The sequence below is a fragment of the Comamonas piscis genome (assembly GCF_014109725.1).
In the GTDB taxonomy this organism is placed as follows: domain Bacteria; phylum Pseudomonadota; class Gammaproteobacteria; order Burkholderiales; family Burkholderiaceae_C; genus Comamonas; species Comamonas piscis.
The window spans coordinates 2479197-2494391 of sequence record NZ_CP058554.1 but is presented as its reverse complement, the minus strand read 5'-3'; the positions used below and the strand labels follow the sequence as shown (position 1 = coordinate 2494391).

Genomic DNA, 15195 nt, shown 5'->3' with positions numbered 1-15195 from the left:
CCCTGGCCGGGCACGGCCGAGGCCGTACGTTCGGATTGGGATGCCCAGCAGCCGCCCAACACCGGCTGGGTTCCAGTGAAGGTGCCCAACGACTGGAACCAGCAATGGCCCGGCTATAGCGGCGTCGTCTGGTACCGGCTGCGCTGGGACATCAGCGGCGAGCCGCAGACCCAGGGCCTCTACATCCATTACCTGATCCATGCCGGCGTCATCTCGGTCAACGGCGTGGAGCTGCAGCGCGACCCGTATCTGACTGAACCCATGACGCGCAGCTGGAACACGCCGCGCTACCTGGTGCTGCCCGCGCCGCTGCTGCACAGCGGCAGCAACGAGCTGCTGATCCGCGTGAGTGGCTACTACGCCTACCAGCCTGCGCTGGGCCCTATCGAGATCGGCCCACCCGAGCTGCTGCGCACCGCGCAGCAGGACAGCTACCTGGTGCGGCAAAACCTCAACTGGCTGCACCTGGGCGTGGGGGCGACCTTGGGCTGCTTCTTCCTGGTGCTGTGGCTGATGCGCCGCCAAGAGTCCGCCTACGGCTGGTACGCCGCACGCCAGGCCGCCTGGGTGGGCTTCACCGTCAACTTTGTCAGCGCCACCCCCTGGCCTTTCAGCCACATCCACACCTACTCGGCCGTGGTGTCGATCGCCTATGTGCTCTACCACGGCTGCAATGCCATGTTTGTGCTGCGCTTCATGGGGCGCCGCTGGCCCAGGCGCGAAGCGGCCATGTGGCTGGTCATTGCCCTGCTGTCGGCCGCCACCTTGCTGGCGCCCGATGACCAGCTCAGAACCATGCGCAACGTGATGGCCTGGGCCTCGTCGGCCCTGCTGTTCACCACCGCTGGCGTGTTTGTCGGCCTGGCCTGGCGCAATGGCAACCAGGCCCAGCGCCTGCTGTCGCTCACGGCGCTGGCCAGCGTCCTGGCAATGGCGCATGACCTGCTGGTCTTCACCCGCATCGTGGACGACAACTTCTACCTGGCCACCTACACCGAGCCGCTGGCCACCGTGGGCATTGCGCTGACCCTGGCCTGGACCTTTGTGCAGAACACCCGGCGCGTCGAGAGCTTCAACGACGAGATGCAGCACCATGTGGCCGAGGCCCGCGCCGAGCTGACCGAGTCGCTGGCCGGCCGCCATGAGCTGGAGCTGCTGCAGGCCCGCCTGGGCGAGCGCGTCAATATTGCCCACGACCTGCATGACGGCCTGGGCGGCATGCTGATCGGCAATATCACCACCTTGGAGCGCACACGCGGCTCGCTGCCGCCCGACCAGGTACTGGGCATGCTCCGAGGCATGCGCGATGACCTGCGGCTGATCATCGACCTGGCCTCCGCCCAGCACTATGGCGAGCTGTCGCTGGGCGAGCTGCTCGCCCCCATGCGCTACCGCATGAGCCAGCTCTTCGAGGTGCATGACATCGAGGTGCATTGGCAGCTGAGCCATATCGACCAGCTGCACCTGCCCACCAGCGCCAGCCTAGATGTCCTGCGGATTCTGCAGGAGGCCCTGACCAATGCCTTCAAGCACAGCCACGCCAAACGGGTGGACGTGGTGCTGGCCCGCGAGGCCGGCCAGCTGCTGCTGCAGGTACAAGACAACGGCGTGGGCCTGCCTGCGGCCAAAGCGGCCAACAGCCCCACGCACGGCACCGGCCTGCGCAGCATGCAGGCCCGGGCGCAGCGGCTGGGCGCGCAGTTGTCGGTGGGCTCGCAAGGCGGGCTGACGACGGTGGTGCTGCGGGTGCCGCTGCCCAAGGATGCAGAAGATGCTGAAACACCAAAGGCCTGAGGTTCGCCGAGCACCTCCGTTGAGGGTGCGCTTCAGCTGAAGCAACCATCCCCATTCTTACTGCAAGCTTGCACAGCCTGCTTCCTCGCCGCTCAGCGCTGAAGAATCGCCGCAGCCGTCGCGTCGAACGCGTCCATCACGTCATCCAAAGGCTGGCCCATTTGCGCATGGACGATGGCGCCATCGATCAGCAGCGATAACGCAGGCCCCACAGGCACCCCATCGCTGGCCATCAGGCTGTCTAGCACCGCGGCCATCTCCTGCTTGTGTTGGCGCACCACCTTCAAAATCTCCGGGTCCGACGAGCCCAGCTCTGCCGCTGCATTGAGAAAAGCACAGCCCCGAAAATCAGCTCGGCTGAACCAGGCCCGCAAGCTGGTGCTGAGCGCTTGCGCGGCAGGCGCTCCTGCATGGAGAGCTTGCGTCAAACTCGTCTCGAACCAGGACATCCACAGGCCATGGCGGTAGTCCAGGTAGGCCCGGATCAGCTCGTCTTTGCTCGGGTATTGGCGGTAGAACGTGACTTTGCTAACGGAAGCCTGGTCAATGATCCTATCTACGCCGGTGGCTCGGATGCCTTCTTGGTAGAAAAGCGCGTGCGCGGCGACAAGGATGCGCTCCCGTGGAGGCAGGGCGTCTGAAGAGGATTTTGCAGAAGGCATGTGGGCATTGTAGACAGATCGTTCCACATGCGCTAGCATTAGGTTTGTAGACAGATCGTTCTACATTCATTTTGAAAGAGGTCTCCCCATGGAAACGCGCCCACCCCTGCCCCCCTTCACCCGCGAAACCGCCATTCAAAAGGTGCGCTTGGCCGAAGACGGCTGGAACACCCGAGATGCCGCCAAAGTCGCAATGGCTTACACGCTGGACACCCAGTGGCGCAACCGCGCCGAATTCGCACACAGCAGAGCAGAGGCCCAGGCCTTCCTGGAAAGAAAGTGGAACAAGGAGCTGGACTACCGGCTCATCAAAGAGCTGTGGTTGCATGAAGGCAACCGCATCGCCGTCCGGTATGCGTATGAGTGGCATGACGACGCAGGCCATTGGTTCCGCTCGTACGGCAACGAGAACTGGGAGTTCGAAGCCGACGGCCTGATGCGCCGTCGCTACGCCTGCATCAACGACATGCCGATCAAAGAGTCCGAGCGCAAGTTCCATTGGCCACTCGGCCGTCGGCCGGATGACCATCCTGGGCTGTCGGAGCTAGGGCTGTAAGAGAGAACCAGGGACAGACGGGTAGAGGCTTAGCGCGGGTGCCGAGCTCGCACTGGTCCTACATGCAAACCAGTTCCCCAATGCGGGGCCCAACTCTTGCAACGCAAGGTGGAACGTCGCGGAGCTGAGCCCGGATAGGTCGAGCGCTTGATGGAGACCGGGAGGCTGGCCCGAATCCCCACCGCACTCAATCCGCCTTGCGCGCCACCACGCGGCGCCCCAGCAAACCCATCCCACTCATCAGCGCCGCCAACAAGGCCAGCGCCCAGCCTGACAGCGCAGGGACCGCTATCGGGTTGGTACCGCCGTTGCCCGGAGGCGCGGTGACCACCACCTGCGACGGGGTCAAGCTCACAGCGCCAGCGTTGTTGGTATCGCCGCTGTAGCTGACGGTGATGGAACGCTCGCCCTGGGCCAGCGCGGTGGTGGTGCAACTGGCAGTGGCCGTATCGCCCACGGTCACCAGGGCCACAGGGCCGCCGCAGAGCACGTTGGCGCCATCGCTGAAGGTGACGGTGCCGCCAGGGGCGCTGCCGGTGACCGTGGCGGTCAAGGTCACCGCTTGGCCCTGCTGCACTTGCTGCGGGCTGGCCTCCAGGCTGATCTGTGCGGCGGACTGGCCGACTGCAAAGCTGGCACTGCTGTTTTGCAGCACGGCCGGCTCGGCCAGGCTGGGGTTGAGCGCCAGGCTGGCGACCAGGCTGTGGCTGCCGGCTTGGGCAAACTCCAGGTCGTCAAACACGGCGGTGCCGGTCGCAGTGGCTAGGTCTACCGATACCGGCGTTTCGGCCAACACCAACTTGGCCAGGCGGCCCGTGCCCGGGCCCTGGGCCAGCTGCACGCTGCCCAGCGAGGCGAGTGTGGCCAGGGCTGGGTAGCTGCTGCTGTTAAAGGCGCGGCCATTTTCCTGCAAGCTCACTTGCGGCGCTGGCAGCATGGGGGTGTTCAGCGCCACGGCCGAAGGCTGAACGCTGAACTGCATGGCGTAATGGCTTTGCACGGCACCCGCGTCCACACAGGATGCGGGCACCAGGCCGTCGGCCACATAGGGGCGCGCGGCGCCGCGCTGGTCCTGCGTTGGCACTGTCACCTCTGCCGCGCTGGCCACGCCTGCGCAAATGCTGCGCGAGCCCGGCAGCGCCAACAGGGTTTGGGTATTGCCGCCGTAGTTGCCCAGCGGTGCCAGGCCAGGGTCGATGGTCGTAGGTGTGTCCTGGGTAAAGACATTGCCACCGCCATCGCTGACAGTCAGGCCCGCGCTGCGGATGTCAGCCGCTTGCCCAGCGCTGCCGCTGTTGCCAGCCACGATGCTGTTCACCAAGCTCAGGCTGGGGGTGTTGCTGCCGTCGGCCGCGCCGCTGATACCACCGACATTCCCGCTGCTATTGCCTGCCACCGTGCTGTTCAGCAGCACCAAACGGCTCAGGCCCTGGCTGAACAGGGTGCCCCCTTGGCCGGCCGCGTTCGGGCTGGCATTGGCGCTGAAGCTGCTGTTCTCGATCTGTGCCACGCTGCCCAGGTTGGCCAAGGCACTGCCGCCCAGGTCGCCCTGGTTGGACACCCAGGTGCTGCTGCGCAGGGTTGCGGTGCTGCCCGATGCCAGCAACAGGCCGCCACCCAGCTGCGCAGTGCTGTTGCTGTCGAAGGTGGATCCTTCAATCTCCAACACGCCCGTGCCATCCGAGTACACGGCGCCGCCCGAGCCAGCCTGGACCAATGCGGCATTGCCACCGCTGTAGCCTGCGGGCGTGGCAGCATTGTTGGCCAGCACCAGGTTTTGCAGCTGCACCAAGCCGGTGGAATGGTTAAGCACCGCGCTGCCGCCGTTGGAGCTGCCTTGCGCCAGGGTCAGGCCCGCCACCCGCACCGGCTGGGCAGCGGCTTCGATCTGCAAGACACGGCTGATGCCGCCACCACTGATGGTGACTGCATCCGCGCCCGGCCCCTGAATGGTCATGCTTTTGGCCAGGCTGATCTGGCCGTTGGTCAAGTTAATGGTCTGCGGCGCAGCAGCGCTGAATACACTCGGATCAAACTGAATCACTGGCGCGCCGCCCAGCATATTGGCCTGCAGCACCGCATCGCGCAGGGTGCAGGTCTGGGCATTGCCTAGGGCGCAGGCCTGCGGGTTGCTGCCATCGCTGTCGCCGGGGTTGTTGACGACATAGCTGGCGGCAAAGAAGTGCAGCACGCTGGCCGGCGTGATGGGGCTCATGCAGTTGGTCGCCGGCGGTGCCACATAGCAGCCCTGGGTAAAGACCTGCACCGCTGCATCGTTGCCAGCCGTACCGGGGGGCGCCTCAAAACTGAGCGAGGTGGGCGTCACGTTGAAAGGATCGATATAGGTAAACCCAGCGAATTGCACGCGGGCCGTCACATCGAAGTTGCTGCCGGTCACCGTCACCACCGTGCCGCCGGCGGCATCGGCAAACCCGGGCGTCAGGCCTGTGACGGTGGGTTGCAATAGCAGGACCTGGGTGCTGGCCGAACCTTCAATGGCAGGGTTGGCCACGCTATCCGCCACGGTGATCTGCTGGCTGCCGGTCGCGCTCAACGTGGCATTAAAGCTGCCTTCTCCGGCGGTCAGCGTGGAATCTGCGGGCAACAGCCCGTCAGCATCACTGCTGCTGAATTTCAGCGTACCGCTGTAGCTGGGCATCGGATTCCCACCGGTATCCAGTGCATTGACGGTGAAGCTGAACCCTTGACCCGCCGCGACCTGTGCTGGCAGCGTGATACCAAAGCTGCCCAACTGCTGAGCGGCCACGGTAAAAGCCGAGCTAGTCGCAGATGCCGCACCCAGCAAGCCGCTCAAGCTGACTCCCTCTACCGGTGCTGATCCCGTCAAGGTAAATGTGACTGTGCAAGCCGCCTGACCGCTGGCATTGCTGGGCGCGCAGCTGGCGGTAGAGCCCAGGCCCGCATGTACGCTGGCGCGCAATGCGGGGGTGACACCCGCCAGTGGCTGCTCCCCACTTTGCACACTCACCGTCACCGGCAATGCTGCGCCTGGTGCCACTGGGCTGGGGAAAGGCGAAGGGCTGGCAATGGTCACGGTATAGCCCTGGCCTTGCACGGCACCTGCATCAATGACCGCACCCACGGTTGATGGGCGCGGTGCACCGACCTGGTCAAGGTCCAACTCGCCTGCCACAAAGCGGCCCAAGGCCAGTGCTGGCGAACCCGCCAATGGAGGCATCGTGGGCATGGTGCCGCCGTAGGAGCCTAGAGCATAAAGACTGATCGCAGGTTGGCCTGGGTCGGCTGTGTTGGCAAGGTAAACCGAGCTATTCTGACTGGTGATGGCACCCACCACATCCGGGTTGGTTGGCGCGCTATTGCCGCGAATGATGGAGTTGGCTACTAAGGGTGCCGCACCGGTCTTGAAGATACCCCCGCCCCAGTCAGTAGCCTGGTTTGCGCTGATGGTGGAATTGTGGATGGCCAAGGCGCCTGAGTTGTTGTAGATGCCGCCACCTTGACGAGCCACGTTGGCAGCAATAGTGCTGTTGTGAATAACCAGCGTTGCGGATGAATCGTTGAAGATACCGCCTCCGTAACCAGTAGAAGCATTGGTGGTCCTGTTGTTGGCCACCGTGCTGCTTCGCAAAGTCAGGTTCCCTGTGTTTCGGATGCCGCCGCCGCTGGCTGTGCTCGAGTTGCTGTTGCCTTCGATCCAGGATTTATCAACAGTTAGCGTGGCAGCGCTGTTGATACCCAGCGTTGAGTTACTGATACGCAGGCCTGAAAGCCCAATCACCAGCGGATTGCCTGTGCTGCTAGAGCCTTGTTTGGCATTGAAGCGAAAAACAGCTGGCGAAGATGGAGCGCTAATGCTTAGCAGATGCGCGCCTGGGCCGACAATGTCCACGTTGTAGTACGGCGTCAACTGCGAGCCGCTAATAGTTCGCGGTACCGAAAACACGGTGGTATCGAACTCTATGCGTGCTGTTCCAGTGGTATCTCTGTCGAAATTGAGCGCCAAAATGGCATTACCCAGCGTACAGGTGCCGCTATTGCCCACATCGCAGCCCGACGCATTGACGAGCGTGCTATCAAAGGAATTAACTAAATAAGTTTTAGCCTGCGCCGCCAACGGCAGTACCGAAGCCACGACCAAGCCACCCAGCAAGACCAGCCGACGCAAGCCACTGCCAGTCGACCTGTGCTGGTCAGCGTGTTCGCTTCCCGTCCTCAGCCCGACCCCGCTGCATCGATCCCGCCGGTCGGCCTTACCAGCGTTGCCAAATCTAACCATAGTTACCCCCGGTCTTGTATGGAGGGCAGACTAAAGGGGCCGGCCGGTTTTGCCATCCCGTAAATTAGTGATTCGACTGCGGATGGCTGAATTCAGGGGGATGGCATTGAATCCGGAAGGCTTGACGGTCACGGCGCCGAGATGTCGTCGGGTCTGCACATCCTTGCTCGCCCGACTCAGGCTTACTTCAAATCAAAGGTAGTGACCTTGGAGATCTCCCGTTGTGTGTGGGTCTCTGGCTCACCTTCACGCTGGGACGTAAGGTCATATTTCAGGATGAGGCCACGGTAGGGAGCGGTTGCTGCGACCCACTGCGTTAGGCGGCTTGAAATAACCGTCTGCGTCGGCTCGTCTAGCCCAAAGGTGGATTTTCGATTGATCTGGAAACGACAGGCTTCAAAGCGGCCCAGCGCAGTCTCCACTATTTCACGCCCCACATAGGTTTTTTCAGCCTGGGAGCGAGTTTTTCCGTAGGGCGTATCAGGCGCGATACTGTCATACATGTTGGAAATGGTGTCTGAGCGGAAGACGTCACCGGTTTGCATTCGGATTGGACGACGCACAGGAGGAGTAATCCATTGCGTTGCAACATCTCCGAAGGTGGCGCCGTGCTCCACAACAAAGTCTTGCTCTACGCTGTACAAGACTGCGGGGTTACGGTCGAACAACAGACCTGTCCAGTACTGCACCATAGGCACTGAACTGCGCGTCGAGGTGTAGGGCTGTACGGTGATGATCACCTCTTCACTTTCGCCAGCGCTACCCACATTCACATACTCGACGAAGGTCCCCGCGGTATAGAGAGCCTTGTTCACGCATGCTTCAGAATCAGCTTGCACGGGTGCGGGTACAGAAGGGTTCGTCTCGTCGCCGCCACCTCCGCCGCCACAGGCACTTAGAAGTGCTGACCCCAAAACACTGGCAATCACTGTTAGATGTAATTTTTTCTGATTCATATAAAACTTAACTGCTATTCAAGGCGATGCAGCAAAAGGCAAGACTCGGACTTATGGGAAAGATTTTTACCGACAGGTCACACCTCTTAGATGGCCTGGCAGTCGAAAAGCCGGCAGCAGTTTGCCTGAATTTCTTACCTTCAACTACATTTGTTGCGAAATTGCAGCACAGTTCACCTCGATGCCCGGTCGTAAGTCATCACGACAAAGCCGCCCCTGGCACCCGGGCAAAGCATTCATGGTGGCGAGCAACGCAATGAAGCCTTCGGAAGGTTTGGCCTCCGAAGCGCCCAAAACCATCAGACCATCAGTCGCAATCGTCATTAGTTGACAACATGCCATCGGTCGTTGGCCCAGTCCGCTGCGATAAACGCTGTGTCAGCTCGTCAAGCTTGCCGCCAATCAACGACAAACGCCTATGGTCGCCGGTACCCTGCGCTGGCCTGCGGGCGAGCAGCTCGGCACCCTCTTCTCTCAGCGCGCCAGTCTTTGGACGACATCCTGGTGGTCACCATCAGGCTTTTGCATTTGGTTTTTTGCAATTTTGTTTGGAAAATTGACTTTACATATTTATTTGATGAAATCTATCCAAGATTACAGAAACTACAAAATGAAGCGATTTGAGCTTACAAGCAGATCGTGTAAGCGCGTTGAACTTTGCGAGATCTCTCCACACCCCTCGTCCGCCTTCTGCATAGAGCAACCCAAGGCCACTCCGCCTGTCTGAGGCCGGGATGCGCCAAAACAGCAGCGGCATGCAAGCTGGGCGCTGACAGCCAGCCGCCAAGCACAGGCCTACGATCAGGCCATCCGTTCGTCCAATGCACAAAGGCCGCAAACATGGTCAGACCCCAGAAGCCGCTGGCTTATGTCACAGATGCCTCGCCCGGGTGGCAACGCGTCCAACGCGGCGATGGCTTTGTCTACCAAAACCAGCGCGGGCAAACCATCAAAAATCCGCGCGAGCTAGAGCGCATTCGCCTGTTGGTGATCCCCCCGGCCTACACCGATGTGTGGATATGCCCCGATCCGCAGGGCCACCTGCAGGCCACCGGCCGCGATGCCCGAGGACGCAAGCAGTACCGCTACCACCCGCTGTGGCAAGAGCAGCGCAAACAAACCAAGTTCGACCGCATGGCGGCCTTTGCGGCCAAGCTGGGCTTGATTCGCCGCCGCATCCAGCGCGACCTGAAGGCGGGTGGTACCTCGCAGACGTCGGTAGCCGCTGCGGTGGTGCGCCTGCTCGACACCACGGCGCTACGCATTGGCAATGACAGCTATGCGCGCGAGAACGGATCATTTGGCCTAACGACCCTTCGCAACCGCCATCTGAAGATGCGCGCCTCGCGCATCCAGCTGGCATTCAAAGGCAAGAGCGGTGTGGAGCAGCAAGTCGAGCTGGAAGACCCGCGCGTGGCGCGCATTGTGCGGCGCTGCCAGGATCTGCCGGGTCAGCGGCTGTTCCAGTATCTGGATGACGAGGGCGAGCGCAAGCAACTTCGCTCAGAACATGTCAACGCCTATCTGCATGAGATTGCGGGTGAGGATTTCAGCGCCAAGGACTTTCGCACCTGGCATGGCAGCGTGCTGGCCCTGTCACTGGCGCTGCAGTCGCGCAGTAGCGATACACCGCTGACGGGCCCCGATATCGTCAAGCAGGTCGCCCAGCACCTGGGCAATACCGTCGCGGTGTGCCGCAAGTTCTATATCCACCCACTGGTGATGGAAGTCTGCGAAGGCCCCGAAGGCGGGGCGCGATGTGATGCCTATGCGGGAAAGCTGCGGGGCAGCTCCGGCCTGCATGCGGCCGAGCGCACGCTGATGGCGTTTTTGAGCAGCGGGCAAGCCAAGCGCAAACGCAAAATCTGAAAGAGCGCCAACCCGGCAGCCGTGCACACAAGCCGTATACGGGCGGGCCCGGCCCTGCCTTGCAGCCCCACAGATAAGCGCACAAAAAAACGCCGATACCCATCGCAGGGTATCGGCGCTTGCGCAGCCAATGCTGTGTTTAACGGCGCTCTGCGCGGCGCAGCCCGGCCATGCCCAGAGCCGCTACGGCCAAGGCCATCAGCAACAGCTTCCATGCATCCATCACAGGCACGGCCTTGAGTTTGCCGCTAGGTTCATCGGGTGGAACCGTGGTGTCCGTCTGGCGGTTGGTGAAGGTGCAGACCAGGGCTTCGCCACTCGCCAGGGCAATGCCCAGCTGCCGCTTCGCCACATCGGTGGTGATGGTGCTTGTCGGGGCGGCCCCGTTCTGGTCGGTGCACTGGATGCTGTCAAGCTTCCAGCCGGCGAGAGCCGTTTCCGTCCAGGTGTAGGTTTGGCCGGCTGCCAGGTCGTCGATGGCCTGGCTACCAGCGCCAGCATTGGTCACTACCACCGTGGTTGCTGGCACACCGGCGCCGGAGCCAGCAAAGCTGAAGCTGGCAGTGCCGGTGGCAGGGCTACCCGTCGCGGTCAGCGCGATCTTGATGATCGTCAGCTTGCAGGGCGGCAGCGCAGACAAGGTATTGGTCACCACCTCCGACAAGGGCGTGGTCGGGCCCAGCACATTGGTTGGGTTGGGAGCAATGGTTGCCGAGCCCACCCAGGTATAGCCATTGGGCGCTGCGGGCGGCGTATCCTCCGTCACGGTGCAGGCATCCTTGTCGTAGAAGGTCAAGGCCGCGCTGTCGCCGCTCAGCGCGCCAGCGGCCACGGTTGCCGACCACTTTTGCGGTGCCTGCGCACCGCAGGTGATGGTGCCGGTAAACGTCATCGCTGCGGGCATGCCTGCAGCTGGCAAGCCTGCGACTTTCTTGGTGACGGTGATTAGCGAGCTGGTGTTGAAGATCTGGAAGTTCACCGTGCTGCTGTTGGATGCGGGCACCGGGTCCAGCCAGCCAGGCGCCACGGCGGCGGAGGCGGTATTGGCAAAGGTGCCAGCTGTGTTGCCGGCCGATCCGGTGATGACAAAGCGCACGATGCCGCCTTCTGGAAGCGTCGAAATGGTACTGCTCACTGTGCGGCTGGCGGCGTCATAGGCCACGGCACCGCAGATGGCATTGGGGGTTTGGGCGGTACAGACGGCGTTGCTGTAGACAAAGCCACTGGGCAGAGGGTCCGAGAAAGCTACATTGCTGGCAGCTGCCGAGCCAGCGGCATTGGCCACATCGATGGTGTACACCACGGCAGATCCGCTCACGCTGGTGGTCACCGGGTCCACCTTCTTGTTCACCGAAATATCCGCGCAGCTGACTGGCAGTGACACGCTGGCCGAATTAGCGGCCGGGCCCACATCGGTGTAGCCAGCGGGCACGGAGGCAGAGAAGGTGTTCTGGATATAGCTCGAAGCGCTGTTGCCGCAGGAAGGAACCGGCAGCGCCGTCGGCGTCATCGTATACACCACGGTCACCGTTCCGCCCACCGGCAGCTTGGGGACCGAGGTGCTGAACAGCATCACGTCAATCCCCGCTTGCGATGGGCTGCCAAAATTCGATGCGTCGGGGCAGACCGCGCCTCCTGCAGCCGTACAGCCGACAAAGGCCGTGCTGGTATTGATGTACTGGTAAGGCGCGCCGTAGGTGTAATTGGCAAAGTTGGTGATCGAATCGGTGATCTGCACCTGGTCCACCGCATTGGGACCATGGTTGAGCAAGGTCATCGTGTAGGTGATGGGCTGCCCGGCGACACACACGTTGCTGCTTTGCGTCTTGGTGACTTCCAGGTCGGTTTGCGGGCAATCAGGCGCGCGAGGCGTTTGGATGGTGACCTGCGACGCATTGTTGTTGTAGTTGCTGTCGGTCAGGCCGCTGGGCAAGTTCGCTCGGAACTCATTCTGGATGTACCCAGCCCCCGTGCTGCAGCGCTGCGTGCCCACAATGGTTGGCGTCATCGTGTAGACAACCGTGAGTGCACCACCGACAGGCAGGCTGGGGACCGTCGTATCGAACAAGGTGTAATCAATACCGGTCGCCGATACCGTGTTGAAATTGGCATCCGCCGGGCACACCGCGCCGCCAGAAGCGGAGCAGCCAACAAAGCTGGCTTCGATGCTGATGTAATCGTAGGGAGCGCCTGCGTTGTAGTTGGCAAAGCTCGTAATGGCATCGCGGATATTCGTGCCATCGGCGGCACTGGGGCCGCTGTTCAGCAAGGTCATCGTGTAAGTCACCGGAGCACCAGCGGCAAATACATCCGTACTCTGCGTTTTGGTCACTGCCAGATCTGCCTGCGGGCAGTTGGGCGACGGCGGTGTGGAGAGGCTGACCTGCGCCGCATTGTTGTTGTAATCGGAATCGGTCATACCGGCAGGTACCGATGCCTCAAACCTGTTTTGCAAATACCCGGTGCCGGTACTTCAGCGCTGTGCACCGGTAATGGTCGGCGTCATCGTGTAGACAACGATGATCAAACCTCCCGACGGCAAGGTGGGCACGGAGGTATTGAATAACGCATAGTCAATCCCGGTGGCAGATTGGCTATTGAAGTTGGAACTGGCGGGGCAAATGGCTCCACCCGATGCCGTGCAGCTGACAAAGGTATTGGTAATGGTCAGGTAGTCATAAGGCGAGCCCGACATGTAATTGGCAAAATTCGTCAGGTTGTCTCGAATATTGGCGCCATCAGCGCTGGCGGGGCCATTGTTCTGCACGGTCATCGTGTAGGTCACCGGAACCCCCGATGCAAACACATTGCTGCTCTGTGTCTTGGTCACCGCCAAATCGGTTTTATAGGACATGGCGGTACTCACCACGCTGATATTAGTAGCCATGTCCGGATCGGTCACACCGGCGGGAGTATCTACCCGGGCAGAGTTCGTGATGCTGGCGGGATCAGAGCTGGGAAAATTGCCGGTGATCTCAATGATCACCCGGCCCATCCCGCTTGGCGAGGGTTTTGCAGAGCATCCCTGGCGGTATCTGGTCGCGTAGACGTCGGCAATCACCGGATTTAGAGCGCGTACAAGCGGTCGATGCCATGAATCAGCGCCAAAGAAGACCCTGGCTTTGCCGTGCATACAAGCCGACGGGCTTATCGTGTGTCTATACAAGCCCACCTGCAGGCAAGCTGCGATGCACAAAGCCAGATACGGCCGCTGCACGTGAGCCGTTCTGGCAAAGCCTGACAAGTGGTTACTGCCTATCGTCGCAAAGGCGATGGTTTGCCACCCAAAAAACCTGCGGGGCCCTGTGGCGACCGCAAGGCCTCATAGGCTTAGATAGATCCGTTCAATCAAGAGCGCTTGTTGCCAGATGGGCGGCGGCGCTTCGCATAAATGCCCAGCCCTGCTGCGCCGGCTGAAAGCAGAACCAGGCCCATTCCCTCCAGTACTGGAACCGGTGTCGCAACCGCTTGTGGAGCTACGGCACCCACGACGGTAATCGACGCACTGGCTTCCTTGGCAGGGCCGGCATAGATGGAATCGGCTACAAAGCTCGCCTTGGCCAGGCCCGCAATCACCTGCCCGTTCACAACGGCACTGGACAAGGTGCCCGTCACCGTGAACACGGCTTGGCCATTGGCAGGGAAGACGCCTGCATTCACCGCCTGAATGCTGCCGCTGCCGTTTGCGCTGGGGCATGCCGTGCCGACACAGGTCCAGGTCGGGTTGGTGATCTGGGCAGGCACCGCGTCTTCAAAATTCACCGTCCCGCTGGGAAGATCAAACGCAGAGCGGTTGAAATAGCTGAGCGTGTAAGAGATGCTGGAATTAGGTGCCGCACTGGCGGGGGTGAGCAAGGTCTTGCTGAGGTCCAGTTCTGCCAGGATGGCCAATACGGCGTTGCGCACTTCATGGATGTTGTCGCGATCGCCGGTTGATGATGCGAATCCCAGGCGCACATCGGTGGGAGGCGCATAAGGAAACGGTACGGCATTGTGCAAAACAGTCGACACCCCTGAACGGATCAGCGTGACCGTCACGTTGTACCCCACACCCGCCGGCTCCAGCTTGACCTGCACCATCGTCGAAGGCGGACGTTCGGAGCCAGCGAACTGATCGATTCTTGAGCCGTACTGTGTCGTGGCCACCATGGGATATTGCGCATCCTCCGGCCCGCGAATGACCACACTTTGCGACGTCGCGCCAACCCCATTCGCACCATTATCGCAGGCACTGTTGACGGGGCTCGCAGGCCCCGAGAAATTACCATACTCGTCCAAACCAATGCCGATATACGCACCGGCTCCCGCGCAATATCCCAGAGAGCCACCAGAAAGCGCTCCAGCCATATCTTGGCTGGCATCGTAGAAAAAGGCAGCCAGGCCGTCGGCACCCGTACCGCCCCAGGAGACATACTCAAACTCAAAATACAGCGGAGTATTGGCCACAATGGGCTGTGAAATACCCGTCCACAGCGCCCGCCCCACCTGGCCATTCTGCAGCCCATTCAAGCGCAGCCAGCGTTGCCCGTCAGCATCTACGCTAGGCGCGGTCAAACTGGAGTCGTCAGCCAAAATCCAGCCGGAGGCTGTCGTACCAGTGAACGACTCACGGATGTCCGCATGGGCCATCGGTGCCGCCATGAGCGCCGATACCAGGGTGCATGCGGCCAATTGTTGGATGGGAGATATCTTCATTCAGCAAACCTCAAATACAGAATAAATCAACGCGCCCTCAACGCAAAAGCGGTCAAATGGAGCGCCACTGGATATTAAAGACTGGCACGCATGTGCCCCAGTCTCAAACATTTCCAAAATATTCTGCAGCAAATCTGAATAAGCAAAGACCGGGTTAACCTCATCACTTATTTACGTGATTGACAGACAGCCAAAACCGCTGACAACCCAATACATCCAAGAAAACCACTGCATATTAAATATTACGAAAGTATATTCATTAACACAGTCTCATTGCAAATTAATTGCAGCCATGGCTGTCATGATTCCTGGCGCCGTTTTTCCATTACCCAAGGCATTGCGCATGTCGCAACGCTGAACCGGCCGCTGGCGTCCCAACTCCTCCGCCCATCGCCACCCCCGCTG

At 61.1% G+C, this 15195-nt stretch carries 9 protein-coding genes; 3 read left to right on the top strand and 6 right to left on the bottom strand.

Going from position 1 to position 15195, the window contains the following annotated elements; all coding sequences use genetic code 11:
- Nucleotides 1–75: 75 nt before the first annotated feature.
- A complete protein-coding gene (locus HS961_RS11085) occupies nt 76–1794 on the top strand; it encodes an ATP-binding protein (RefSeq protein WP_238347891.1) in 1719 nt (572 codons plus the stop codon).
- Between the two features lie 92 nt (nt 1795–1886).
- Here HS961_RS11085 and HS961_RS11080 read toward each other — a convergent pair whose 3' ends face one another.
- Entirely contained in the window at nt 1887–2456 is a 570-nt protein-coding gene (locus tag HS961_RS11080; RefSeq protein ID WP_182327887.1) for a TetR/AcrR family transcriptional regulator, read from the bottom strand.
- Between the two features lie 88 nt (nt 2457–2544).
- On the opposite strand from HS961_RS11080, the gene HS961_RS11075 reads away from it, so the two are divergent.
- Nucleotides 2545–3012, top strand: coding sequence for a DUF1348 family protein (locus HS961_RS11075; RefSeq protein ID WP_182327885.1), 468 nt, complete (start codon nt 2545–2547; stop codon nt 3010–3012).
- A 187-nt stretch (nt 3013–3199) separates the two neighbouring features.
- Here the strand turns inward: HS961_RS11075 and HS961_RS11070 are convergent, their stop codons facing one another.
- Both HS961_RS11070 and HS961_RS11065 read right to left on the bottom strand, forming a co-directional pair.
- Complete coding sequence (locus HS961_RS11070) at nt 3200–6502, bottom strand: IPTL-CTERM sorting domain-containing protein (protein WP_182327883.1); 3303 nt, start codon at nt 6500–6502, stop codon at nt 3200–3202.
- Nucleotides 6503–7452: 950 nt separating this feature from the next.
- Nucleotides 7453–8226 (bottom strand): hypothetical protein, encoded by a 774-nt coding sequence (locus HS961_RS11065; protein ID WP_182327881.1) that lies wholly within the window; start codon nt 8224–8226, stop codon nt 7453–7455.
- Nucleotides 8227–9066: 840 nt separating this feature from the next.
- On the opposite strand from HS961_RS11065, the gene HS961_RS11060 reads away from it, so the two are divergent.
- Complete coding sequence (locus HS961_RS11060) at nt 9067–10095, top strand: DNA topoisomerase IB (protein WP_182327880.1); 1029 nt, start codon at nt 9067–9069, stop codon at nt 10093–10095.
- Between the two features lie 139 nt (nt 10096–10234).
- On the opposite strand, the gene HS961_RS11055 is transcribed toward HS961_RS11060, so the two are convergent.
- From HS961_RS11055 to HS961_RS11045, 3 genes are all read right to left on the bottom strand, one after another.
- Entirely contained in the window at nt 10235–12514 is a 2280-nt protein-coding gene (locus HS961_RS11055) for a DUF5979 domain-containing protein (protein ID WP_182327879.1), read from the bottom strand.
- 54 nt (nt 12515–12568) lie between these two features.
- A complete protein-coding gene (locus tag HS961_RS11050; protein WP_182327878.1) occupies nt 12569–13081 on the bottom strand; it encodes a DUF11 domain-containing protein in 513 nt (170 codons plus the stop codon).
- A gap of 362 nt (nt 13082–13443) precedes the next feature.
- Entirely contained in the window at nt 13444–14790 is a 1347-nt protein-coding gene (locus HS961_RS11045) for a hypothetical protein (protein ID WP_182327877.1), read from the bottom strand.
- Nucleotides 14791–15195 lie beyond the last annotated feature (405 nt).